18 protein-coding genes are annotated in these 22,450 nt (G+C 73.8%); 2 read left to right on the plus strand and 16 right to left on the minus strand.

Features of this window, described 5'->3' with window-relative positions; genetic code table 11:
- Window positions 1–92: 92 nt before the first annotated feature.
- The 3 genes from B9W62_RS06740 to B9W62_RS06750 all read right to left on the minus strand — a co-directional run bounded on the left by B9W62_RS06740 (window position 93) and on the right by B9W62_RS06750 (window position 4,184).
- On the minus strand, window positions 93–587 hold the full coding sequence (locus tag B9W62_RS06740; RefSeq protein WP_087806140.1) for a methylated-DNA--[protein]-cysteine S-methyltransferase: 495 nt from the start codon (window positions 585–587) through the stop codon (window positions 93–95).
- Between the two features lie 65 nt (window positions 588–652).
- Window positions 653–2,125, minus strand: coding sequence for an AlkA N-terminal domain-containing protein (locus tag B9W62_RS06745; RefSeq protein WP_087806142.1), 1,473 nt, complete (start codon window positions 2,123–2,125; stop codon window positions 653–655).
- 145 nt (window positions 2,126–2,270) lie between these two features.
- Window positions 2,271–4,184 (minus strand): heavy metal translocating P-type ATPase, encoded by a 1,914-nt coding sequence (locus B9W62_RS06750; RefSeq protein ID WP_179235951.1) that lies wholly within the window; start codon window positions 4,182–4,184, stop codon window positions 2,271–2,273.
- Between the two features lie 84 nt (window positions 4,185–4,268).
- Here B9W62_RS06750 and B9W62_RS06755 point away from each other — a divergent pair, with 84 nt between their 5' ends.
- Window positions 4,269–4,631: an ArsR/SmtB family transcription factor gene (locus tag B9W62_RS06755; protein WP_087806144.1), complete on the plus strand. Its 363-nt coding sequence runs from the start codon at window positions 4,269–4,271 to the stop codon at window positions 4,629–4,631.
- Here B9W62_RS06755 and B9W62_RS06760 read toward each other — a convergent pair.
- The 11 genes from B9W62_RS06760 to B9W62_RS06810 form a co-directional block, all read right to left on the minus strand.
- A complete protein-coding gene (locus B9W62_RS06760; protein ID WP_087806146.1) occupies window positions 4,612–5,490 on the minus strand; it encodes a DUF72 domain-containing protein in 879 nt (292 codons plus the stop codon). The two genes, B9W62_RS06755 and B9W62_RS06760, sit on opposite strands and share 20 nt — an antisense overlap.
- Window positions 5,491–5,531: 41 nt before the next feature.
- Window positions 5,532–9,455, minus strand: a complete 3,924-nt coding sequence (locus B9W62_RS06765) for a glycoside hydrolase family 2 TIM barrel-domain containing protein (RefSeq protein WP_087806148.1) — start codon at window positions 9,453–9,455, stop codon at window positions 5,532–5,534.
- Window positions 9,456–9,594: 139 nt separating this feature from the next.
- Window positions 9,595–10,299, minus strand: a complete 705-nt coding sequence (locus B9W62_RS06770) for an ABC transporter ATP-binding protein (RefSeq protein WP_087806150.1) — start codon at window positions 10,297–10,299, stop codon at window positions 9,595–9,597.
- Entirely contained in the window at window positions 10,292–11,296 is a 1,005-nt protein-coding gene (locus B9W62_RS06775) for an ABC transporter ATP-binding protein (protein ID WP_087806152.1), read from the minus strand. Before B9W62_RS06775 ends, B9W62_RS06770 begins: the two co-directional genes overlap by 8 nt.
- A complete protein-coding gene (locus B9W62_RS06780; RefSeq protein WP_087811781.1) occupies window positions 11,293–12,180 on the minus strand; it encodes an ABC transporter permease in 888 nt (295 codons plus the stop codon). Before B9W62_RS06780 ends, B9W62_RS06775 begins: the two co-directional genes overlap by 4 nt.
- Window positions 12,181–12,185: 5 nt before the next feature.
- On the minus strand, window positions 12,186–13,154 hold the full coding sequence (locus B9W62_RS06785) for an ABC transporter permease (protein WP_087811782.1): 969 nt from the start codon (window positions 13,152–13,154) through the stop codon (window positions 12,186–12,188).
- Window positions 13,155–13,186: 32 nt separating this feature from the next.
- Window positions 13,187–14,815 (minus strand): ABC transporter substrate-binding protein, encoded by a 1,629-nt coding sequence (locus B9W62_RS06790; protein ID WP_087806154.1) that lies wholly within the window; start codon window positions 14,813–14,815, stop codon window positions 13,187–13,189.
- A 121-nt stretch (window positions 14,816–14,936) separates the two neighbouring features.
- Complete coding sequence (locus tag B9W62_RS06795) at window positions 14,937–15,626, minus strand: hypothetical protein (protein WP_087806156.1); 690 nt, start codon at window positions 15,624–15,626, stop codon at window positions 14,937–14,939.
- A gap of 113 nt (window positions 15,627–15,739) precedes the next feature.
- Window positions 15,740–16,249 (minus strand): O-acetyl-ADP-ribose deacetylase, encoded by a 510-nt coding sequence (locus tag B9W62_RS06800; protein ID WP_087806158.1) that lies wholly within the window; start codon window positions 16,247–16,249, stop codon window positions 15,740–15,742.
- On the minus strand, window positions 16,246–17,655 hold the full coding sequence (locus B9W62_RS06805) for a phytoene desaturase family protein (protein ID WP_087806160.1): 1,410 nt from the start codon (window positions 17,653–17,655) through the stop codon (window positions 16,246–16,248). The genes B9W62_RS06800 and B9W62_RS06805 overlap by 4 nt, the downstream gene beginning before the upstream one ends.
- Window positions 17,656–17,797: 142 nt before the next feature.
- Window positions 17,798–18,736, minus strand: coding sequence for an AraC family transcriptional regulator (locus B9W62_RS06810; RefSeq protein WP_087806162.1), 939 nt, complete (start codon window positions 18,734–18,736; stop codon window positions 17,798–17,800).
- A gap of 105 nt (window positions 18,737–18,841) precedes the next feature.
- On the opposite strand from B9W62_RS06810, the gene B9W62_RS06815 reads away from it, so the two are divergent.
- Window positions 18,842–19,522, plus strand: a complete 681-nt coding sequence (locus B9W62_RS06815; RefSeq protein ID WP_087806164.1) for an NAD(P)H oxidoreductase — start codon at window positions 18,842–18,844, stop codon at window positions 19,520–19,522.
- A gap of 17 nt (window positions 19,523–19,539) precedes the next feature.
- Here B9W62_RS06815 and B9W62_RS06820 read toward each other — a convergent pair whose 3' ends face one another.
- Together B9W62_RS06820 and B9W62_RS06825 are read right to left on the minus strand one after the other, a co-directional pair.
- Window positions 19,540–20,385 carry an inositol monophosphatase family protein gene (locus B9W62_RS06820; RefSeq protein WP_087806166.1) on the minus strand — a complete coding sequence of 282 codons (846 nt, stop codon included), beginning with the start codon at window positions 20,383–20,385 and terminating at the stop codon, window positions 19,540–19,542.
- 116 nt (window positions 20,386–20,501) lie between these two features.
- Window positions 20,502–22,376 carry a gamma-glutamyltransferase family protein gene (locus B9W62_RS06825; RefSeq protein WP_087806168.1) on the minus strand — a complete coding sequence of 625 codons (1,875 nt, stop codon included), beginning with the start codon at window positions 22,374–22,376 and terminating at the stop codon, window positions 20,502–20,504.
- Window positions 22,377–22,450: the final 74 nt, after the last annotated feature.

Genomic DNA, 22,450 nt, shown 5'->3' on the forward strand with positions numbered 1-22,450 from the left:
TGGTCTTCGAAGTCCGGCGAGCGTAACGGGCCCCGCGGCGCGCGGGCAACGCGTTTCCGCCTCGCTCACGCGCCGGGAACCTCGCGGCAGGCCTAGAACAGGGCCTCCGGTCCCGCCGCTCCCCGTTCGAAGTCCAGCAGCCGCTGCTTGCGCTCCAGGCCGCCGCCGTAGCCGGTGAGGCCGCCGCTCGCGCCGATGACGCGGTGGCAGGGGACGATGATGCCGATCGGGTTGCGGCCGTTGGCGAGGCCCACCGCGCGGGAGGCGGCCGGGTTGCCGAGGGCCGCGGCGAGCTCGCCGTAGGTGCGGGTCTCGCCGTAGGGGATCTTCTGGAGCTGCGCCCAGACGGTGCGCTGGAACGCGGTGCCGTTCAGCCGCAGGCCGACGGTGAAGTCCTTCAGTTCGCCGCCGAAGTAGGCCTCCAGCTGCTCCTCGGTCTCGGCGAAGGGGCGTTCGTCGCGGGCGCCGAAGGTCTCCTCCGGCGGGCGGTGGCGCTGGTCGGTCATGTAGAGGCCGCACAGGGCGCCGTCCTCGGCGACGAGGGTGAGGGCGCCGTAGGGGCTGTCGATCACGGTGTGCTGTTTCACGGGTTTCGCTCCGGCTCCTCGGACGGGCTCGAACGGGCTCATAGGACTCTCAGGGCTCATGGGGCTCATACGGGCAGGAAGTTGATCGGGTGGTCGTCGGTCGCCCACAGGTACTGGACGGCGTACGCGCGCCAGGGCCGCCAGGCCGCCGCGCGGGCGGTGAGCGCGGCCGGGGTGGAGGGCAGGCCCAGTTCGGCGGCGGCGCGGCGGATGCCGAGGTCGGTGGGGAGGAAGGCGTCGGGGTCGCCGAGGGCGCGCATGGCGATGACGTCGGCGGTCCATGGGCCGAAGCCGGGCAGGTCGAGGAGCCGGGCGCGGGTCTCGGCCCAGTCGGACTCGACGCCCAGGTTGACCGACCCGTCGGACAGGCGGGCGACCAGGGTGGTGAAGGTGGTGCGGCGGGTCCTGGGCATCGCCAGGGTCTCCGGGTCCACCGCCGCCAGTGCTCCGGTGGACGGGAAGAGGTGGGTCAGGCCGCCCTCGGGGTCGTCCAGCGGATCACCGTGCGCGGTGACCAGGCGGGCGGCGTGGGTGCGGGCGGCGGCGGTGGAGACCTGCTGGCCGAGCACGGCGCGGACGGCGAACTCCGCCTCGTCCACCGTGCGCGGGACGCGCCGCCCGGGGGCCTTGTCGACGAGCGGCGCGAGCAGCGGGTCGGCGCGCAGCTGGTCGTCGATCGCCGTCGGGTCGGCGTCCAGGTCGAGCAGGCGCCGGCAGCGGCTGATGGCGACGGTCAGGTCGCGCAGGTCGCTCAGGGTGAGGCGGCAGGCGATGTGGTCGGGGTGCGGGGTGAGGGCCACGATGCCGTGACCGTACGGGAGGCGCAGGGTGCGCCGGTACGCGCCGTCCCGCCACTCCTCCACGCCGGGTACGGCGGTGGCGGCGAGGTGTCCGAAGAGGTTGTCGGGGTTGAGCGGGTTGCGGAAGGGGAGGCGGAGCGACAGGGCGCCGGGGGCGGTGGGCGTCGGGCGGCTCTTGGGGGCGCGGGTGCGCAGTTCGCTCGGGGCGAGGGCGTAGACCTCGCGGACGGTGTCGTTGAAGGTCCGGATGGAGGAGAAGCCGGCCGCGAAGGCGATGTCCGCCATGGGCAGCGGGGTGGTCTCGATCAGCAGCCGGGCGGTCTGGGCGCGCTGGGCCCGGGCGAGCGCGAGGGGGCCCGCGCCGAGTTCGGCGAGGAGCTGGCGTTCGACCTGCCGGGTGCTGTAGCCGAGGCGGGCGGCGAGGCCGGGTACGCCCTCGCGGTCCACGACGCCGTCGGCGATCAGGCGCATGGCGCGGGCCGTGAGGTCGGCGCGCAGGTTCCACTCGGGCGAGCCGGGGCTGGTGTCCGGGCGGCACCGCTTGCACGCCCGGAACCCGGCCTGCTGGCAGGCCGCCGCGCTCGGGTAGAAGGTCATGTTCTCGGGCTTGGGCGGCACCACCGGGCAGCTGGGCCGGCAGTAGATGCGGGTCGTCAGGACGGCCGTGAAGAACCAGCCGTCGAACCGCGCGTCCTTCGACTGGACGGCGCGCACGCAGCGCTCGGTGTCGGTGTGCATTCCCGTCTGCATGAGTCCAGGATGGTGCACCGGCCGGGCGGGGGCTGGCGGGAATCCGACATGGACGTGCCGCTTGCTGGGGTCCCGCGGATCACCTCGCGTGCCGGGCTCCCGCGGATCACCCCGCGTGCCGGGGTCCCGCGGACTACTCCGGTCGCCAGGCCGACTCGCGCAGCAGCCGCAGGCCGTTCAGGCCGACCAGCACGGTCGAGCCCTCGTGGCCCGCGACACCGAGCGGCAGCGGCAGGTGGCCGATCAGGTCCCACAGGACGAGAACGGTGATGAAGACACCGGCGACAACCAGGTTCTGGACGACCAGCCGTCGTGCGCGCCGGGAGAGCCGTACGACGGCGGGCACGGCCGTCAGCTCGTCGCGGACGACGACGGCGTCGGCGGTCTCCAGGGCGAGGTCGGAGCCGGCCCGGCCCATGGCGACCCCGGCGTGCGCGGCGGCCAGCGCGGGGGCGTCGTTGACGCCGTCGCCGACGAAGAGCACCTTGCGCCCGGCCCGCTCCCGTTCCCGTACGGCCTCGACCTTGTCCTCGGGCAGCAGGCCGGCGCGGACGTCGGTGATGCCGGTCGCGTCGGCCACGCGGGCGGCGGCGGCCGGGTGGTCGCCGGTGAGCAGGGCGGGGGCGGTGCCGGTGAGGGCGGTGAGCGCGGCGGTGGCCGGGGCGGCGTCGGCGCGGACGCGGTCGGTGAGGGCGAGGGTGCCCAGGAGGGTGCCGTCGCGGGTGACGTGGACGGTGGTCTCGGCGCCCTCGGGCGTCTCGGCGCGGCCGACGTGCACCGTGCGGCCGTCGATCACGGCCGTCACGCCGCGGCCGGGAGCCGCCGTGAAGTCCTGGGCGGGCGCGAGGGGCAGGTGCCGGACGCGGGCGGCGGCCACGATCGCGCGGGCCAGCGGGTGCTCGCTGGGGTGCTCGGCCGCGGCGGCGAGGGCGAGGAGGGCGTCCTCGTCGACCCCGGCGCCGGCTGCGGGGGTTACGGCGGTCACCTCGGGGGTGCCCTCGGTCAGCGTGCCGGTCTTGTCGAGGGCGGCGGTGTCGATCTCGCCGAGTCGTTCCATGGCGACCGCCGACTTGACCAGGACTCCGTGCCGGCCCGCGTTGGCGATGGCCGAGAGCAGCGGCGGCATGGTCGCCAGGACGACCGCGCACGGCGAGGCGACGATCATGAAGGTCATGGCGCGCAGCAGGGCGTCCGTGAGGTCGGCACCGAGGGCGAGGGGGATGCCGAAGACCGCGAGGGTGGCGACGACCACGCCGACCGAGTAGCGCTGTTCGATCTTCTCGATGAACAGCTGGGTCGGCGCCTTGGTGCGGGACGCCTCCTCGACCAGGGTGACGATCCTGGCGATGACGGAGTCGGCCGGGTCGCGTCCGACGCGGACGCGCAGGGCCCCGGTGCCGTTGAGGGTGCCGGCGAAGACGTCGTCGCCGGTGCGCTTGAGGACGGGCAGGGACTCGCCGGTGATGGTGGCCTGGTCGACCTCTCCGGTGCCCTCGACGACGGTGCCGTCGGCGCCGATCCGCTCCCCCGGCCGGACCAGGACCAGGTCGCCGACGGCGAGGTCGGCGGTCGGGACGGTCTCCTCGCCGCCTTCTCGCAGGCGGGTCGCGGTACTGGGCGCGAGGTCGAGCAGGCCGCGCACGGAGTCGGCGGTGCGGGCGGTGGCCAGGGCCTCCAGGGCGCCGGAGGTGGCGAAGATGACGATCAGCAGGGCGCCGTCGAGCACCTGCCCGATGGCGGCCGCGCCGAGCGCCGCCACGATCATCAGCAGGTCGACGTCGAGGGTCTTCTCGCGCAGCGCCCGCAGTCCTTCGAGGGCGGGCTCCCAGCCGCCGGCGGCGTAGGCGACGGCGTACAGCGGGCCGTGGGTCCAGGCGGGGGCGCCGCCGAGGTCGAGGGGCAGGGCCAGGAGGAAGGCGACGAGGGAGACGAGCGCCCAGCGGGCCTCGGGCAGGGCGAGGACGCGGGTGCGGCGGCGGGGCGGCGCCGCGGTGGCGGGCGCGGCCTGCGGAGCGGGGGCGAGGGTGGTGGACACGCGGCACACCATACAGGAACACATGAAGACTCATTCATTCGTTCATCCGTTCATGTGCCTCCGGGGAGCCGTCCGGGGAATGCGTAAGATGACCGCATGGGTCACGGAGCCGCCGACACCGCGCAGGACGCCGCCGAGCGGGTGCGCCTGGACGCGGACAACGTCGCGAAGGTCGCCACCACCCTCCAGGCCCTGTCCACCCCGTCCCGGCTGCTGATCCTCGCCCGGCTGCGCGAAGGCCCGCTGCCCGCCACCGAGTTGGCGGCGGAGGTCGGCATGGAGCAGTCGGCCTGCTCGCACCAGCTGCGGCTGCTGCGCAATCTGGGTCTGGTGGTCGGTGAGCGCCGGGGCCGTTCGGTGGTGTACGCCCTGCACGACGACCATGTCGCCGGGCTGCTCGACCAGGCCGTCTACCACGTGGAGCACCTGCGGCTGGGGATCAGCGACACGGCCGAGTGAGCAGCCGCCGCATGGTCTCGGCGGCGCGTACGGCGGCGTCCGCGCAGCAGTTGTTGAACAGCACGTGCAGCTCGTCCGTCTGCCGGGCGGCGCGCCGCAACCGGGGTACCCAGGCGGCGAGTTCCCTCACGTCGTAGTCGTACCGGAAGCGGTCCTCCTTGCTGCCCCTCCCCCAGGCCGCGCTGCGGCCGTGGAACCGTACGACGGCGAGGGCGGGCCGGGTGACCGGCGCGATGGCCGGCAGGGAACCGGGCAGCCGCTGGGCCATGTCGGTGCCGACGGCCGACGCGCCCAGAGCGGACAGCAGTGTGTGGGTGGCCTCCGCACGCTCCGGCTCCCACCACCCCGGATGGCGGAACTCCACGGCGAGCGGCCACCCCTCGGTACGCAGGGCGCACGCTTCGAGCGTCGCCTCGGCCGGGTCGCCCGGCGCGAACCACGGCGGGAACTGGAACAGCACGGTGCCGAGCCGCCCGGCCTTGCGCAGCGGCTCGACCGCCTCGGCGAAGCGCCCCCACACCTCGTCCAGCAGGCCCGCACCCGCCCGCCCGCGCCGCAGCGGGCCGGGGTCGGTTCCGCGCAGGTCCGCGGGCAGGGCCTCCGGGCGCGTGGGGTGGCCGGTCAGCAGGGAGAACGCCTTGACGTCGAAGCGGAAGCCGTCCGGTGTGCGCTCCACCCACAGCTCGCTGGTGCGCCGGCTCGGCAACGCGTAGTACCCGGCGTCCGCTTCGACGACGGGCAGCCGCGAGGCGTAGTGCCGCAGCCGCCCCTCCGCGTCCCGGCGCCCGCGCGGGTACCAGCCGCTCGCCAGGAGCTGCCGGTCCGTCCACGAACACGCGCCGACCAGAACCTCACCCATGGGAGCCCGGAGTACCCCGGGCTCCCCCGTTCATCCCCCGGCTACTCCGTCGCCGTCGGCCGCCGCGAGGCGCGCGTCGCGTCCCGCACGTCGGTGAGCGGGCGCAGCCGGTAGGTGTACGCGTAGTCCCGGTCGGCGAAGAGCTTGAACTCGTCGTGGGTGTGCGCGCCCCAGCTGTTGTCGCCGCCGACGCCCATCTGCCGGTGGTTCAGGCGCAGGACGACCTCGTCCCTCGGGGTGAGCTGGTAGTCGTGCCGCACGCCGGCCGACAGGTCCTCCGGTGTGAAGAAGGAGGCGTTGGCCTCCAGCAGGGGTTCGCCGGAGGCGAGCAGGCCGACTCCGTGCCGGTCGGTCAGGGCGATCCAGCGGACGTCGGTCTTGTTCCCGTTCTCCTGCGGCCGGATGTACGGCGTCCACTGCTCGGCGACGGTCCCGGAGTAGAGGCCGACGTCCGTGCCGTCGTTGCGGTCCCAGTGGTTCTCCTCGGGACCGCGGCCGTACCAGTGCACGCGCTCCAGGCGGCGCGGCAGGAACAGCATCGTGCCGACCTCGGGGAGGTACGGCAGGCTCGCGGCGCCCGGGCGCAGGGTGTTGTCGACCTTGATCTCGCCGTTGCCGAACACCGTGTAGGTGGTGCTGTACGCGGACTCCACCGAGGTGGGCAGCGTGCCGGTGACCTTGATCTCGACGGCCCGGTCGCCGAGCGCGCGCACGGCGACGTCGGTGACCTCGCGGCGGGCGCCGGCGTCGCGCCAGGTCTGGTTGCGGGTGTGCTGGCCGTTGCCCTTGTCGTTGTCGGTGGGCGCGCGCCAGAAGTTGGGCACCGGTCCGGAGGTGATCAGCCGGGTGCCCTTCGCCTCGTAGGAGGTGATGGTGCCGGTGCGCTTGTCGACGGTGACCGAGAAGCCCTTGCCGGTGACCGCGACGTCCCGGTCGCGGTCCTCGTGGCGCAGGGCCGGGACGCTCGCCAGGCGGACCGGGGTCACGGCGGGGGCGCCGGCCTCGACGGGGAGCTGCTGCCGGGCCACCTCGAAGCCCGCCTTGGCCCACGGGGTGGATTCCTTGGTGGTGAAGAAGAGGTGCAGGAAGTACTCGGTGCCGGCATCGGGGCGGTCCGGCAGGCGTACGGGGACGGTGATGTCCTTGCTGGAGCGCGGGGCCACGTCCAGTTGGTCCCGGGTCAGCCTCCCGCGCCGTACGACCTCGCCGTCGGCGACGAGTTCCCAGTGGCCGTCGAACTCGCGGAGCCGGGTGAAGAGGTACTCGTTGGTGAGGGTGACGGCACCGGGGCCGCCGCCCGCGGTGCGGGTGGCGTTGATCGCCTGGTAGATGCGCTTGACCTCGGCGGCCTTGCCGGTGTGGCCGCGGTCGGCGGTGACGATGCCGTCGGCGACGAAGGCGCCGTCGTTGGGGTTGTCGCCCCAGTCGCCGCCGTAGGCGAGGAACGTCTTGTCGCGGGGCCGCCGCGTCGAGGTCTGCACGGTGGCGGCGTCGAACCAGAACCGCACGCCGTCGTCGCCGGGACCGCGGCCGTCGGAGGCCAGTTCGGCGGCGCCGAGGGCGCGGGCGTAGACGCGGGCGCGGCGGATGGTGCCGCTGAACTCCCGCACCTGGTTGTCGGCGTCGGTGGCGAGCGCGAGGGGCGCGGTGTTGCTGCTGGGGCGCCGGTCGGTGGTGCGGGTGGCCCGTTCGACGCCGTCGACGTAGAGGGTCAGGGTCCCGGCGTCGGCGTCGAAGACGCCCGCGAGGTGGTGCTCGCGGCCGGTCCAGTCGTCCGGCACGGTCCACGTCGCGGTGATCCACTGGCCTTCGGAGTGGATGAAGAACTCCAGGGTCCGGCCGTTCTGCTTGAGCGCGTACTGGGTGTCGCCCTTGGCGAGGATCGGCTGGTGGTAGCCCGTCACGTGCGGGGTGACCCAGGCCTCCAGGGTCAGTGAACCCGTGAGGTCGAGGCTGTCGTCGCGCTCGAAGACGGTGATGCCGGACAGGCCCTTGTCGCGGTCGAGGGTGCCGCGGGTGGCGAGGATCTCGCCGCGCAGCCCGGCGGGCCCGGCCTCGGTGAGGAGCGTGCGGGCGGGCACCGGCTCGTAGAGGGACTGGTCGACGAAGTCCCAGATCCAGCCGCCCTGGAGCACGTCGTACCGGCGGACGATGTCCCAGTACTTCTTGAAGTTGCCGGTGGAGTTGCCCATCGAGTGGGCGTACTCGATCATGACGTACGGCCGCGTGTCGGAGGTGTCCTTGGCGCGCTGCTCGACGCGCTGCGGGCTGTCGTACATCTCCGAGCGGATGTCGCTGACGCCGGGGCGGTCGTCGCCCTCGTACTGGATGACGCGGGTGTCGTCGTAGGAGCGGATCCAGTCGTGCATGGCGGTGAAGGTGGAGCCGCCGCCCGCCTCGTTGCCCAGCGACCAGATGACGACCGAGGCGTGGTTCTTGTCGCGGTGCACCATGTTCTGGGCGCGCACCACGCAGGCGGCGGTCCAGTCGGGGTGGTCGCCGGGGTACTCGTCGCGGATGCCGTGGGTCTCCAGGTTGGTCTCGTCGACGAGGTAGAGGCCGTACTCGTCGGCCAGTTCCAGCCAGTACGGGTTGTTCGGGTAGTGCGAGGTGCGGACGCTGTTCATGTTCATCCGCTTGATGATCCTGATGTCCTCGACCATGTCCTCGCGGGTGAGGGCGGTGCCGCGGGAGGGGTGCATCTCGTGGCGGTTGGTGCCGCGGAAGGACACCGGCTCGCCGTTGATCCGCATCAGCCCGTCCTTGAGCGCGAACTCGCGGAAGCCGACCCGGTGGGAGACGGTCTCGGTCACCTTGCCCGCGGGGTCCCGCAGGCGCAGGACGGCCGTGTAGAGGTTCGGGTGCTCGGCCGACCAGAGCCTCGGCTTCGGCACGGCCTTCGCGGCCCGTACGGTGACGTCCTCGCCGGCGCGCGCCGTGCCCACGTCGACGGGCTGCTCCAGCGGCCGGGACCAGACGGCGTGGCCGCGCGCGTCGTAGAGCTGGGTCTCGACGGTGTAGCGCCCGGTGCCGCCCGCGCCGTACGCCCGCACGCTCGCGGTGACGGCCAGTTCGCCGCCGGTGTAGGTGGCGTCGAGCGGGGTGTCCAGCTTGAAGTCGCGCAGGTGCACGGCCGGGGTGGAGTAGAGGTGGACCGAGCGGAAGATGCCGCTCACCCGGATCATGTCCTGGTCCTCCATCCAGTCGCCGTCCGAGTAGCGGTAGACCTCGACGGCGATCTGGTTGGTGCCCGGCTTGAGGTGTTCGGTGATGTCGTACTCGGACGGCGTGTAGGAGTCCTCGTCGTACCCGACCGGTTCGCCGTTGATCCACACGTAGTGCGCGGACTTGACGCCCTCGAAGTGGAGGAAGGTGCGGCGGCCCGTCCAGTCGCGGGGGACGGTGAAGGTGCGCCGGTACTGGCCGACCGGGTTGTAGCGGGTCGGCGCGGCGGGCGGCTGCGGTTCCTCGCCGAGGCCGTTGGGGCCCCAGTACGGGTAGGTGATGTTCAGGTAGATGGGGAAGTCGTGGCCGTGCAGCTGCCACACGGAGGGGACCGGGATGGTCTCCCAGTCCCGGTCGTCCACGTCGGTGCGGTGGAAGTCGGCGTCCCGGTCCTCGGGGCGGTCGGCGTAGGCGAACTTCCAGCTGCCGTCCAGGCTCAGCCGGTAGGGCGAGCGGGCACGGTCGCCGGCGAGGGCCTGCCGGACGTCCGCGTACGGCGTGAGCGTGGCGTGCGGCGGTTCGGTGCCGAGCCGGAAGACGCCGAAGTCGTTCCACTCCGGGGTCCCGTCGGCGGCCGTCCGGTGTCCGGCCGCCCGCGCGGCGGCGGGCGACGCGGACAGGGCGAGGGCACCGAAGACGGCGGCGCCGCCCTCCAGGAGACGGCGGCGGCTGACGACCGGGCGGGGGCGGCTGGGCGGGCGGGCCGGGGATTCGGCGGGTGACACGGGCGAGTGCGGCATGACCGTGGCCTTCCGTGGGCTTCGGGGGCGGCTCAACGCACGGTGCTGTGGAAGCAGTTGCCGTGGGGGTGGATCACAACTGCCGGTGACGCGGCGACTACTGAGTCACGGGTCACCCTAGAACCCGAACACAACCGAATCAATTACCCCGTCGGACTTTGTTCGTTCCTGGTGAAGGGGTCGGTGCCGGGGTCGTCAGGGTCGCCCAGTCGACGGTGCGCCCGCACCAGCGGTCCAGCAGGACGCGGTCGTGGCCGACGGCCAGCAGTCCCGCCCCGGTCCCGGCCCGGTACTCCTCCACGACCCGGACCAGGGCGGCCGTGGTCGAGGCGTCGAGCATCGCCGTCATCTCGTCGCACACCAGCCAGCGCGGGCGCAGCACCAGGGCGCGTGCCAGGCAGGCGCGCTGCAACTGGCCGTCGCTGACCTCGTGCGGGCGCCTGGTCAGCAGGTCGGCGGTCAGTCCCACGGTGGCGGCCAGTTCGGCGACCCGGCCTGCGGCCTCGTCCCGGCGGCCGGTGGCGCGCAGCGGTTCGGCGATCAGGTCGGCCAGCGCGAGCCGGGGGTCCGCGGAGAGGCGGGCCTGCTGGAAGACGACGCCGAAGGCGGTGCGCTGCTCCCTCGGGGCGCGGTGCCGCCAGCGCCGTACGGGGGTGCCGTCAAGGTGCAGCGTGCCGGCGTCGGGCCGGTGCAGCAGGGCGGCGACGCGAGCGAGGGTGGACTTGCCGCAGCCGCTGGGGCCGAGCAGTCCGACCGCCTCCCCCGGCGCGACGGACAGGGAGACGTCCCGGAACACGGGCGCGTTCCGGTCGTATCCGGCGGTGACGGTGTGCAGTTCAAGCACGGTCGGCGGCCTTCGTGAGTACGGCGTGCGGGTGGTGGCAGGCCACCTGGCCGCGCAGCGGGGGCAGGGCGGCGCAGGCGTCGGTCGTCCGGTCGCAGCGGGCGGCGAAGGCGCAGCCGTCGGGGAGGGCGCCGAGTTCGGGCGGCAGGCCGGGGATGGGGGCGAAGGCACGGTCGGGCAGCGCGTCGAGCAGGCCGCGGCTGTAGGGGTGGCGCGGTCCGGGGGTGCCGAAGAACGCGGCGGCGTCGGCGAGTTCGACGATGCGGCCGGCGTACATCACGGCGACGCGGTCGGCGATGCGCTCGGCGGCGGCCAGGTCGTGGGTGATCATCAGCAGGGCGCGGGCATCGTCGGGCCGGGCACCCCCGCCGTCGACATTGTCGACATGTCGCCGTAGCTCGTCGACCGTGTGGTCCACCAGGTCCCGGTCGAGTCCGGTGGTCGGTTCGTCGGCGAGCAGCAGGGGGGCGTCCCCGACCAGGGCGAGGGCGGTGGCGGCGCGTTGGGCGAGGCCGCCGGAGAGTTCGTGCGGGTGGTGGTCGAGGTGGTCCACCGGGAACGCGGCGCGCTCGGCGGCGGCCTCGGCGGCCGCCCGCAGGGCCTTGCGGCCGCCGCGCGCCGGGGTGAGTTCCGCGACCGTCTCCTCCAGTTGCGCGCGGATGGTGCGGACCGGGGTGAGGTGGGCGGCCGGACTCTGCGGGACGAGGCCGATCAGCCGGCCCCGCACCGTGCGGGCGAAGGTCCGCTCGTCGGCGGCGAGCAGGTCCAGGTCGCCGAGGAACGCGCGGCCCGCGGTCTGCGCGTTGCCGGGCAGCAGCCCGAGCAGGGCGGAGGCGAGGACGGACTTGCCGCAGCCGCTCTCGCCGATCAGGGCCAGGCATTCGCCGGCCGCCACGTCGAAGTGGGCGTCGGTGACGGCGGCGACCCGGCGCCCGCCCGGCATCAGGAAGCGCACCGACAGACCGCGTACCGACAGGACGGGGGCTCGCTCGGTCACAGCATCAGCTCCGATCGGCGGCGGGGGTTGATCCGCTCCCGCCAGGCACCGGCGAGCCCGGCGACGGCGAGGGTGGGCACGATGATGAACAGGCCCGGGAACAGGGTCGGCCACCACTGCCCGGCGAGCAGCGAACCCCGGGCCTCCTGGATCAGGTTGCCGAGGCTCGCGGTGTGGGTGGGCAGGCCGAGGCCGAGGAAGGACAGTGCCGACTCGTGCCACATGGCGTGCGGCACCATCAGTACGGCGGCCAGCGCGGCCTGCGGCAGCACGCCCGGCAGCAGGTGCCGCACCGTCACCCGCCACCGGGACGCGCCGCCCGAGACGGCCGCGTCGATGTGCGGACGGGCGCGCAGGGACAGCACCTCGGCGCGGACGATGCGCGCGGTGGACAGCCAGTGGGTGAGCGCGACGGAGGCGACCACCGGCCAGACGCCGGGCCGGAACATCGCGACGATGAAGATGCCCAGCAGCAGGTGGGGTACGGAGGAGAGGGTGTCGACGACCCGCATCACGCCCCGGTCGACCCAGCCGCCGAGCGCCCCGGCGGTGGCGCCCACGGCGGTGCCGACGACCGTCGCGGTCAGCGCGGCCGCCACCCCGACGAGCAGCGAGACGCGCAGGCCGTACACGCAGCGCAGCAGCAGGTCGCGGCCGACGTCGTCGGTGCCGAACGGGTGGGCCCAGCCGGGGGCCTCCAGCTTGGCGGCCAGGTCGACGGCCTGCTGGTCGAGCTGCACCAGCGGCGGCACGAGCAGTACGGCGAGCACGGTCGCGGTCAGCAGCACGGCGGAGGTGCGCAGGCGCAGGGTGCGGGTGGAGCGGCGGTCGGCGCCGCGGGAGCGCCACCCGGTGCCGGTCTTCCCGGCGGCGACGTCAGCCATGGACTTCACATCTCACTGAGCTTCACCCTCGGGTCGAAGAGTCCGTAGAGCAGGTCGGCCAGCAGGTTTCCGGCGAGTACGGCGGCGGTCGCGAGGACGGTCAGGGCCGCGAGCAGCGGGAAGTCGACGGCGGTGGCGGCCTCGACGGTGGCGGCGGCGATGCCGGGCCAGCTGAAGACGCTCTCCACCAGCAGGGCGCCAGTGATGAGTTCGGGGACGCGGGAGCCGATCAGGGTGAGGACGGGCAGCAGCCCCGAGCGCAGGGCGTGTCCGAGCAGGACGGTGCCCTCCCCCAGGCCGCGGGCCCGCGCGCCGCGCACCGGGTCCTCGGCGAGGGCGTCGGCGACGCCCTGGCGCACGTACAGGGTGAACCAGGGCAGTTGGGAGACGGCGAGCACACCGGCGGGCAGCACGATGTGTCCCGCGACCTGCCCCGGGGTGACCTGTTCGCTGGCGGTGTCGGTCAGACCGCCGGCGGGGAGCACGTCCCACTGGAGGGCGAACAGCCACACGGCGAGCAGCGCGATCCAGAAGACCGGCGCCGCCTCCAGGGTGTACGCGAGGGAGGTGACCGCCCGGTCCAGCATCGAGCCGGGCCGGCGGGCGGCCAGCACGCCGAGGAGCGTGCCCACGGCCACGGCCACGGCGAAGGCGACGGCGCACAGCAGCGCGGACCAGGCGAGCCGCTCCCCGATGACCTGCGTCACCGGCTGCCGCAGCACGCTGGAGTGGCCGAGGTCGCCGGTGAGCGCGGAGGTCAGCCAGTGCCACCAGCGGACGACGAAGGACTCGTCCACCCCGAGGTTCTCCCGCAGCCGGTCCAGGGTCTCCTGGTCGGCGCCGAGCGCGGCGGTGCCGGCGTACGCCTTGACGGGGTCGAAGGGCGAGGCGGCGGCGATGGCGAACACGCCGAAGGTGACGACGAGGACGACGGGGACGGCGAACAGCGCCCGCCGCCCCGCCAGCCGTGCCATCGCGCCCCAGGGCAGCCGCCGGACGGTACCGGTCACTTCTTGGGCCGCCAGTCCTGGATGTTCCACCAGGGTCCGCTGGCGAAGCCGTGCTCGTGCGGCTCCAGTTGGGTGGTCAGACCCTCCCAGCGGTCGGCGAGGACGTAGAGGTGGTCGATGTGGGTGAGGAAGGTGTAGCCGGGGTCCCCCACGAGGGCCTGCTGGATCTTGTCGTAGGCGGCGGCGCGGACCTTCGGGTCCTGGCTGCGGCGCCCGGTGTCGAGCGCCTCGTCCACGGCCGGGTTGTCGTAGTGCGCCATGTTGTTGAAGCCGTCGCCGGCGAGCGAGGAGTGCAGCAGGGTGTAGAGGCCGAAGTCGGGGTCGCCGACGCTGCCGAAGCCCGCGAGGACGGCGTCGGACTTCATCCGCGGCTCGATGACCTCCCAGGTGGCGCCCTCCACCTTGACCTCGATGCCGGCCTTCTTGGCGTCGGAGGCGTAGGCGAGCGCGTGGTCCTGGCGGACCTTGTCGCCGGAGGGGTAGTAGAGGGTGAAGGAGGCGCGCCGTCCGTCCTTGGCGCGGATGCCGCCGGAGCCGGGCTCCCAGCCGGCCTCGTCCAGGACGCGCTTCGCCCCGGCGAGGTCGTGCGCGCGCTCGATGCCGCCCTCGTACCAGGGGTCGTCCACGGGCAGCGGTCCGTACGCCGGCCGGCCCGCGCCGTCGAGGATCTTGTCGACCATGGCCTGCCGGTCCACGGCGGCGTCCAGGGCCCGGCGGATCGCGCGGTCGCCGGTCACCTTGCCGGAGGTGGGCAGGGTGACGGCCCGGAAGTCGTAGGACCTGGCGCGGTACGTCCGCCGTCCGTCGTCCTCCCGGAACGTGGCGGCGAGGTTGGGCGGCAGGACGGCGCCGTCGAGGTCGCCGGAGCGCAGCCGGGTGGCGCGGACGTTGTCGTCGGGGATGACGGCCATGGTGAACGACTTCACCGCGGGCTTGCCGCCCCAGTAGTGCGGGTTGGCCTTGAAGCCGAGCTTCTCGCCCTTGCTCCAGTGGGTGAGCACGTAGGGCCCGGTACCGACCGGCTCGGTGTTGAAGGCGCCGGTGTTGGGGTCCTGCTTGCCCGCGATGTGCTCGGGGACGATGGGCAGGACGGTGCGGGCGGCGAAGGGCGCGTAGGGGTACTTGAGCGTGAAGACGACGGTGTCGTCCCCGCTCGCGCGGACTCCCTGGACGGCGTCGAGTTCGCTGCGCGCGGTGTTGTTGGTCTTCTCGTCGAGGACGGTGCGGTAGGTGTACACCACGTCCTGGGCGGTGAGCGGTTCGCCGTCGCTGAACTTCACGCCGTCGCGCAGGGTGTACGTGTACGTCCGGCCGCCGTCGGTGACCTTCGGCAGCGCGGTGGCGAGCGCGGGCTTCAGCTCCAGGTCGGTGTCACGGGCGAGCAGCCCGTCGAAGATCTTGGAGTTGCCGTCCTTGCCGTAGCCGAGCAGCGGGCTGAGGGTGTCCGGTTCCGAGGCGACCCCGATCACGACGGATCCGGCCGCCTCGGCGTCGTCGTCCTTCCCTCCGTCCGAGGGGGCGGAGCAGGCGGTCGCACCGGCGGCGAACGCGATCACGGCGGCGGCACTCCGTATCGGAAGCCTCCGATCGGTCCGACGGGTCCAACGGGTCCGACGGGCTGTCATGTCTCCCCCACGCTTGTTGTCGATGCGCGGCTATTGCACATCACTGGCAATAAAGCGTCAAGCCAGGTGGGAGAGCGGAGCCGCGACGACGGCTCGCGGAGTCAACGGCCCGGGCACGGCCTCATGCCGTGCCGATGCCCGCTCGGTGGCACCGGGCGACGAGCCGGCCCATGCAGGGCTGGCACATTTCCCACTGGTCCTTGCCGGGGCCGGCCGCGGACACCGACGGGCCGTCGACGACTCCCGCGGCGAGGAAGTCCGCCATGCGCGAGGGGGGAACGGTGAAGGAGAAGGCTTGGGAATGGATGTTCCTGCGGCAGAGGTCGCAGCTGTCGACGACGGCATGCGGTGTCACGTTGGCCGGCCAGCGCCCGAAGACGTGCTCCCAGGCCGCGGCGGCGAACAGCACGCAGCCGGACGGGTCCACCGCGCCGTTCCCGGACGGCCGGGAGTCGTGCACCGCGTGGTCCCGCGCCGTGTCGCGGTCGAAGACGAAGAACTCGCCGCAGCTCTCGCAGACGCTCCACGGATTGCGCTGACCCGCCGTGAGGCGCAGGTGCTCGCCGAAGTACCGCAGTCGCTCCTGCTCGTCGAGCAGGTCGATCATGCCCTTGCTCAGTGTGAAGGCCGATTCCCAGTAGGCCTGGGACAGCCCTACGTCCCGCGTCGGGAGGTAGTAGGCGTGCGTGCGCTCGAGCGGGTCGTTGCAGCAGTCGCAGAGGCCGGCGGTCCTGGCGCCTGCGGTCCTGGCACCGGCGGTCCTGGCGCCGGCGGTCCTGCCTCGGAACAGCCTGTCCTTGATCCATCCCACGGTGCGGCTCCTCTCGGTCGCCGGCGAAACTATCCCGTGGGGGATTGTTCAGCGTGCCGGAGCGGCCTGCTGAACAATCGGCCCGAGCACCGGCGCGCGCAGACGCGCGGCGCTCAGCCCGCCCGCGTCGCGAACGCCTCGTACGCCCGATCGTCGTAGAGGACGAAGCGGACCTCGGTGGCCGATGTCCGTGTGGCTCGTACCGTCTCCACGGCGATGCGGGCGGCGTCGCCCAGCGGCCAGCGGTAGACGCCGGCGGAGATGGCGGGGAAGGCGACCGTGCGGGCGCCCAACTCGTCGGCGACGCGCAGGGATTCGCGGTAGCAGGAGGCGAGGAGGTCGGAGCGGTCCTCGGTGGCCGACCAGACCGGACCGACCGTGTGGATCACCCAGCGCGCGTCCAGGTCTCCCGCGGTGGTGGCGACCGCACGGCCGGTGGGCAGGCCCTTGCCGAGGTGCCCCGCGCGCAGCCTGCGGCACTCCGCCAGGATCGCGGGGCCGCCGCGCCGGTGGACGGCGCCGTCGACGCCGCCTCCGCCGAGGAGGGAGGAGTTGGCGGCGTTCACGATGGCGTCGGCGCTCTCGCGGGTGATGTCGCCCTGGAGCAGGGTGATGCCGGTCATGTCTGCCTCAGCCGCCGCCAGACGGCCTTCGCCGCGTTGTGGCCCGACATGCCGTGGACGCCGGGGCCGGGCGGGGTGGCCGACGAGCAGATGAACACGGCCGGGTGCGGGGTCGAGTACGGGAACAGGGACAGCTTGGGGCGCAGGAGGAGTTGCAGGCCGGAGACCGCGCCGGAGGCGATGTCGCCGCCGACGTAGTTGGCGTTGCGGGCGGCGAGTTCGGGCGGACCGGCGGTGGCGCGGGCGAGCACGCGGTCGCGGAACCCCGGGGCGAAGCGCTCCAGTTGGCGTTCGACGGCGTCGGTGAGGTCGCCGGTCCAGCCGTTGGGGACGTGGCCGTAGGCCCAGAAGACGTGCTTGCCGGCCGGGGCGCGGCCGGGGTCGACGACGCTGGGCTGCACGGTGATGAGGAACGGCCGCTCGGGCGCGCGCTCGGTGCCGGAGGCGGCGTCCAGGGCGGCGCCGATCTCCGCGCTGTCGGCGCCGATCTGCACGGTGCCCGCGCCGCGCGGCGCCTCGGCCGTCCACGGGACGGGGCCGTCCAGCGCGTAGTCGAGCTTGAAGACGCCGGGGCCGTAACGGTAGTTCGCGTAGTGGTTGCCGAGTCCGGCGATGCGGGCCAGGGCCGTGGGCGAGGTGTCGAAGACGTACGCCCGCGCGGGCGGCAGGTCGTCCAGGCGCTTGACCTCGTAGTCGGTGTGGACGGTGCCGCCGAGGTCCTTCAGGTACGCGGCCAGGGCGTCGGAGATGGACTGGGAGCCGCCGCGGGCCACGGGCCAGCCGCGGGCGTGCGCGGCCAGCGCGAAGACCAGGCCTATGGCGCCGGTCGCGAAGCCGCCGAGGGGTGCCATCACGTGGGCGACGAGCCCGGCGAAGAGGGTCTTGGCCTTCTCGTCACGGAAGCGGCGCATCAGCCACGTCGACGGGGGCAGGCCGACCAGTCCGAAGCGGGCGAGGGTGACCGGGTCGCGGGGCAGCGCGGTCAGCGGCAGCGACATGAAGTCCCGGGCCAGGGTGTCCCACCTGGGCAGGAAGCGCTCGACCAGCCTGCGGTACGCACCGGCGTCGCGCGGCCCGAAGGAGGCGGCCGTCTCGCCGACCGAGCGGGACAGCACGGCGGCCGAGCCGTCGAGGAAGGGGTGCGCCATGGGCAGCGCGGGGTGCAGCCACTCGAGGCCGTACCGCTGGAGCGGCAGGTGGCGGAAGGCCGGGGAGTTGATGCCGAGCGGGTGCGCGGCCGAGCACGGGTCGTGCCGGAAGCCGGGCAGCGTCAGCTCCTCCGTGCGCGCGCCGCCGCCCACGGTGCCCCGCGCCTCGAACACGGCGACCGAGAAGCCGCGGCGGGCCAGCTCCACGGCCGCGGTCAGTCCGTTCGGCCCCGCACCCACTACGACCGCATCGAGCATCGACGGCACCTTCGGACCCCTTCGTCTGCCGATGGCCACTGGGGATCAGGATATGCCCGCGGTCCGACGGCGCACGGGCGCGAGTGGGCGAGGCCGCGCGCCGGGTGCCGCGCCCGGCCCTCGGCGCGGGGACGCCGGGGGTTCAGGCGGCCGCCGCGGCGCGGAAGGTGCTGGGGCTGAGGCCCTTGTGGCGTTTGAAGGCGGCACTGAAGCCGAAGGCGTCGGCATAGCCGACGGACCTGGCGATCCGCGCGATGCTGAGGTCGGTGTCGGTCAGCAGCACTTCGGCGTCGGCCATCCGGCACTCGGTGAGGTAGGCGAGGGGCGGGCGGCCCATCAGCTCGGTGAAGCGCTTGGCGAACAGGGCCCGCGAGACGCCCGCCCGACCGGCGAGCGAGGCCACCGTCCAGGACTGGGCGGGCCGGCTGTGGAAGGCGTGCAGCGCGGGGCCGAGGACCGGGTCGGCCAGACCGCGGTACCAGCCCGGGGCGTCGGCACCCGCCCGGTCGAACCAGGTGCGCAGCGTGCACACCAGGGCCCAGTCGAGGAGCCGGTCCATGAGCGCCTGGGAGCCGGCCGAGAGGCGGGCGGCGTCGGCCGCGGCCGTCTCCAGCCAGGCGCAGACCTCGGCGTCCTCGGTGACGACCAGGATCTGCGGCAGGGCGCGCAGGAGCCGTTCGTGGCGGTGGCCCGAGGCGCGGTAGGCGCCCACGATCAGCGCGGTCGCCCCGTCCGGGTCGGTGCCCCAGCGGATGCCGCCGAGTTCCTCCGCGGTGCACTCGGCGTCCGTGAAGCACGCGATCTCGTACTCGGCGTGCGGGCGGTCGACCGTGGTGGGCCGGTCCGCGAGGAGGAACGGCTCGGGGCCGCGCACGACGGCCGTGTCGCCCGCGCCGACCGCCCGCCGGGTCCCGTCGGGCAGCAGCAGGGTGCCGCCGCCGCGCAGCACGCTGACCATGGTGAGCGGCGCCTCGTCGCTGAAGCGGACGGTCCAGGGCGCCGTCAGTACGGCGTGCGTGACGACCGAGCCCTCGGCCCGGATGCCGCCCAGCAGGGAACTCAGGGGGTCCACGCCGGCCATCGTAGACGATGACGCATGTTCCCCAGAGTTTCTCCCATGGATCATCTACGCGGCCGGGACTGTACTGGGCTCGTCGCACCGAACCGAGACCAGCCGGGAGACCCCGTGACGCAGCACAGCAGCAAGGCCAGGACCGCCCTCGTGGTCGTCGCGCACCACCGCGCCGACTCGCTCACCGCGCACACCGCCCGCCGCGGCGCCGAACGGCTGGAGGCCGCCGGATACCGCGTCGACCTGCTCGACCTGCACGCCGAGGGCTTCGACCCGCGGATGAACGCGGCGGACCAGCCGGACTGGGGCGACCGGGAGAAGGCCTACTCGGACGAGGCGCAGGCCCATATGCGGCGGGTCCTCGACGCCGATGTGGTCGTCGCCGTCTTCCCGGTGTACTGGCAGAGTGTGCCGGCCATCCTCAAGGGGTGGATCGACCGCGTGTGGAACTACGGCTTCGCCTACGGCCGCAGCAAGCCGCGCCTCGCGGGCAAGCGCATGCTGTGGCTGGGCCTGGCCGGTGCCACCGCCGACGATCCGATCACCGAGGGGATGCACGCGCACCTGGAGGCCGGTCTCAACGAGGGCATCGCCTACTACTGCGGCTTCGCCCACTCGACCGTCGGCCTGCTCACCGACGCCGAGGAGCGCCCGCAGCGCGTGGACGCCGCGGGCAACCTGCTGGTCGGCGACGCGGTCACGGGCGCCGAGCGGGAGGCGCAGTACGCGGACTTCGACCGCCGTGCGCGGGAGTTCGTGGAGAAGTTCCTCGCCGCGGAGGGAGTGACTGCCTGACGGCGCCGGGGGTCAGGTCAGGCCTCCCCTGCCAGCAGGGCCACCACCCGGCGGGCCGTGGCCGCGTCGCGGGCGGCCGTGAACGGCAGTTCGTTGCCCCCGGTGATGCGGAACGGCTCGCCCGTGCGGGTCAGGTGGGTGCCGCCCGCCTCCTCGACCAGGAGGAGACCGGCCGCGTGGTCCCACGCCGCCTCCCAGGAGAAGACGGTGGCGTCCAACTCGCCGCGGGCGACGGCCAGGTACTCAAGCCCGGCCGAGCCGCAGGGACGGGGCGCCACGCCCGGGGTGCGCAGGGCGAGCAGGTCGCGCTTCTGCTCGTCCGTCATGTAGTCCGGGTGGGACGTGGCCACCCGCAGCTCGCGGCCGGGCTCGGGCGGTCCCGCGTACAGCCGCTCGCCGTCCAGGAAGGCGCCCCCGCCCCGTACGGCCGTGGCGAGCCGGTCGTCGGCGGGGGCGTAGGTCCAGGAGGCGTGCACGACGCCGTGGTGGGCCAGCGCGACCAGTGTGCAGAAGCCCTCCTCGCCGCGCACGAACTGCCGGGTCCCGTCGACCGGGTCGACGATCCACACCGGCGCCTCGCCGCCTATCGCCCCGTACGACGCGGGGTTCGCGTGCACCGCCTCCTCGCCGACCACCACGGAGCCCGGCAGCAGGCGGGCCAGCACGTCGGTGAGATACAGCTCGGCCTTGCGGTCGGCGTCCGTCACCAGGTCGTGCGGGCCGGCCTTCTGGTCGACCTCGTGCGCCGCCAGCCGGCGCCAGCGGGGCATGATCTCCTGCGCGGCAGCCTTGCGGACGGCCTCCTCCACGTCGTCGGTGTAACGGGCGAGAAACTCGTCGATGGTTTCGTTGTTCTCGATCATGACTCCATGAGAGCACGCACCACTGACAATCCCCGCCCGGGTGGTGTACTCCGGGTGGAATCGCGACGAACACCCGGTGCGGGCACCGGTGGGCGCCGGCGCTGGCCGGTGGGCGCTCAGCGGCCGACCGCGTACCCCTGCATGCCGCGCGGGTTGGCCGCCGCCGACAGCACCCCCGTCTCCGGGTCCCGCGCGACGGCGCACAGCCGGCCCTCCGACCAGGCCTCGCCCACCGTCACGTCGTGCCCGCGCCGCCGCAGCTCCTCGACCACCTCCGCCGGCATCCGGGACTCCACGGTGACGGAGCCCGCCCGCATGCCGCGCGGGAAGAAGGACCCGGGGAAGCTGTCGTGGTGCCAGTTCGGGGCGTCGATCGCGCCCTGGAGGTCGAGTCCGCCGCGTACCCGTGACCGCAGCGCCACGGCCAGGAAGAAGTGCGTCTGCCACTGGTCCTGCTGGTCGCCGCCGGGGGTCCCGAAGGCCATGACCGGCACCCCGTCGCGCAGGGCGAGGGACGGGGTGAGCGTGGTGCGCGGGCGGCGGCCCGGCGTGAGCGAGTTGGGCAGGCCCTCCTCCAGCCAGGTCATCTGGAGCCGGGTGCCGAGCGGGAAGCCCAGTTCGGGCACGACGGGGTTGGACTGGAGCCAGCCGCCGCTGGGCGTGGCCGAGACCATGTTGCCCCAGCGGTCCACGATGTCGAGGTGGCAGGTGTCGCCGCGGGTCCCCCCGTCGGCGGCGACGTCCGGCTCCCCCGGCACCGGGGACGCCGGACTCTTGGCGACCGTCGGCTCGCCGACCCCGAGGGCGTCCAGGCCCTCGCCCTCCACGGCCGCGACGAGGGCGTGCGCGCCGAGCCGCGGGGTGCGCCCGCCGGGTGCGCCGGGCCGCAGTTCGAAGGACGCCTTGTCGCCCACGAGTCGGCGCCGCTCCGCGTTGTACCGCGGCGACAGCAGGTCGTCGAGCGGTACCCGGTCCGCGCCGTCGGCGTCGCCGTACCAGGCCTCCCGGTCGGCCATGGCCAGCTTGCAGCCCTCGACCAGCAGGTGGACGTAGTCCGCGCAACCGTAGGCGGGCAGTTCGGGCGGGAGCAGCGCCAACTGCTGGAGCAGGACGGGGCCCTGGCTCCAGGGGCCGGCCTTGCACAGGGTCCAGCCGTTCCAGTCGTACGTCGCCGGGGCCTCGTAGTGGGCGGACCAGCCGGCGAGGTCGGCGGCGGTCAGGGTGCCGGTGTGGCGTTCGCCGCTGGTGTCCAGGGTGGGCCGGCCGGCCTGCCGTACGAGGGCCTCGGCGATGAAACCGGAGCGCCAGATCTCCCGCGCCGCGTCGATCTCCGCCTCCCGGATTCCCTGCCGGCTCCCGTCCCGGCCCGCGTCCCGGCCCGCCGCGTCGGACGCCTCGGCCAGCAGCCGCTTCCAGGTGGCGGCGAGGGCCGGGTTGCGCAGCAGCTCGCCGGGGCGGGGCGGGCGGCCGTCCGGGAGGTAGACGTCGGCGGAGGACGTCCACTCCGTCTCGAACAGCTCCCGGACGGTCTCGACGGTCTCCGCGACGCGCTCCACGGGGGCGTGGCCGTGCTCGGCGTAGCCGACGGCGTACTTCAGCACGTCCGCCAGTGACCTGGTGCCGTGGTCGCGCAGCAGGAGCAGCCAGGCGTCGAAGGCGCCGGGCACGGCCGCGGCGAGCGGTCCGGTGCCGGGCACGAGGTCCAGTCCGAGCCCCTTGTAGTGCGCGACCGTGGCCCCGGCCGGTGCCACGCCCTGTCCGCACAGCACCCGCACCTCGCCGCCCGCCGGCGCGAGCAGGATCGGTACTTCTCCGGCGGGTCCGTTGAGGTGCGGCTCGACGACGTGCAGCACGAAGGCTCCGGCCACGGCGGCGTCGTAGGCGTTGCCCCCGTCCTCCAGCACCGCCATGGCCGACTGCGAGGCCAGCCAGTGGGTGGAGGACACCATGCCGAAGGTGCCCTGGAGGGTGGGACGAGTCGTGAACGGCATGGGCGACCTCGGTGTTCGGGTACTCCGGTCGGTCCATCCAACATCAGAAACGGCCGCGGGGGAATGCCGTGCTC

Origin of the sequence: Streptomyces sp. CS113, assembly GCF_002188365.1 — a bacterium.
Classification (GTDB): domain Bacteria; phylum Actinomycetota; class Actinomycetes; order Streptomycetales; family Streptomycetaceae; genus Streptomyces; species Streptomyces tendae.

Excerpts from the sequence above, each read along its gene's own strand:
- B9W62_RS06745 (WP_087806142.1), bottom strand. The coding sequence starts at position 2,125 with ATGCACACCGACACCGAGCGCTGCGTGCGCGCCGTCCAGTCGAAGGAC.
- B9W62_RS06750 (WP_179235951.1), bottom strand. The coding sequence starts at position 4,184 with ATGGTGTGCCGCGTGTCCACCACCCTCGCCCCCGCTCCGCAGGCCGCG.
- B9W62_RS06755 (WP_087806144.1), top strand. The coding sequence starts at position 4,269 with ATGGGTCACGGAGCCGCCGACACCGCGCAGGACGCCGCCGAGCGGGTG.
- B9W62_RS06760 (WP_087806146.1), bottom strand. The coding sequence starts at position 5,490 with ATGGGTGAGGTTCTGGTCGGCGCGTGTTCGTGGACGGACCGGCAGCTC.
- B9W62_RS06765 (WP_087806148.1), bottom strand. The coding sequence starts at position 9,455 with ATGCCGCACTCGCCCGTGTCACCCGCCGAATCCCCGGCCCGCCCGCCC.
- B9W62_RS06780 (WP_087811781.1), bottom strand. The coding sequence starts at position 12,180 with ATGGCTGACGTCGCCGCCGGGAAGACCGGCACCGGGTGGCGCTCCCGC.
- B9W62_RS06785 (WP_087811782.1), bottom strand. The coding sequence starts at position 13,154 with ATGGCACGGCTGGCGGGGCGGCGGGCGCTGTTCGCCGTCCCCGTCGTC.
- B9W62_RS06790 (WP_087806154.1), bottom strand. The coding sequence starts at position 14,815 with ATGACAGCCCGTCGGACCCGTTGGACCCGTCGGACCGATCGGAGGCTT.
- B9W62_RS06800 (WP_087806158.1), bottom strand. The coding sequence starts at position 16,249 with ATGACCGGCATCACCCTGCTCCAGGGCGACATCACCCGCGAGAGCGCC.
- B9W62_RS06805 (WP_087806160.1), bottom strand. The coding sequence starts at position 17,655 with ATGCTCGATGCGGTCGTAGTGGGTGCGGGGCCGAACGGACTGACCGCG.
- B9W62_RS06810 (WP_087806162.1), bottom strand. The coding sequence starts at position 18,736 with ATGGCCGGCGTGGACCCCCTGAGTTCCCTGCTGGGCGGCATCCGGGCC.
- B9W62_RS06820 (WP_087806166.1), bottom strand. The coding sequence starts at position 20,385 with ATGATCGAGAACAACGAAACCATCGACGAGTTTCTCGCCCGTTACACC.
- B9W62_RS06825 (WP_087806168.1), bottom strand. The coding sequence starts at position 22,376 with ATGCCGTTCACGACTCGTCCCACCCTCCAGGGCACCTTCGGCATGGTG.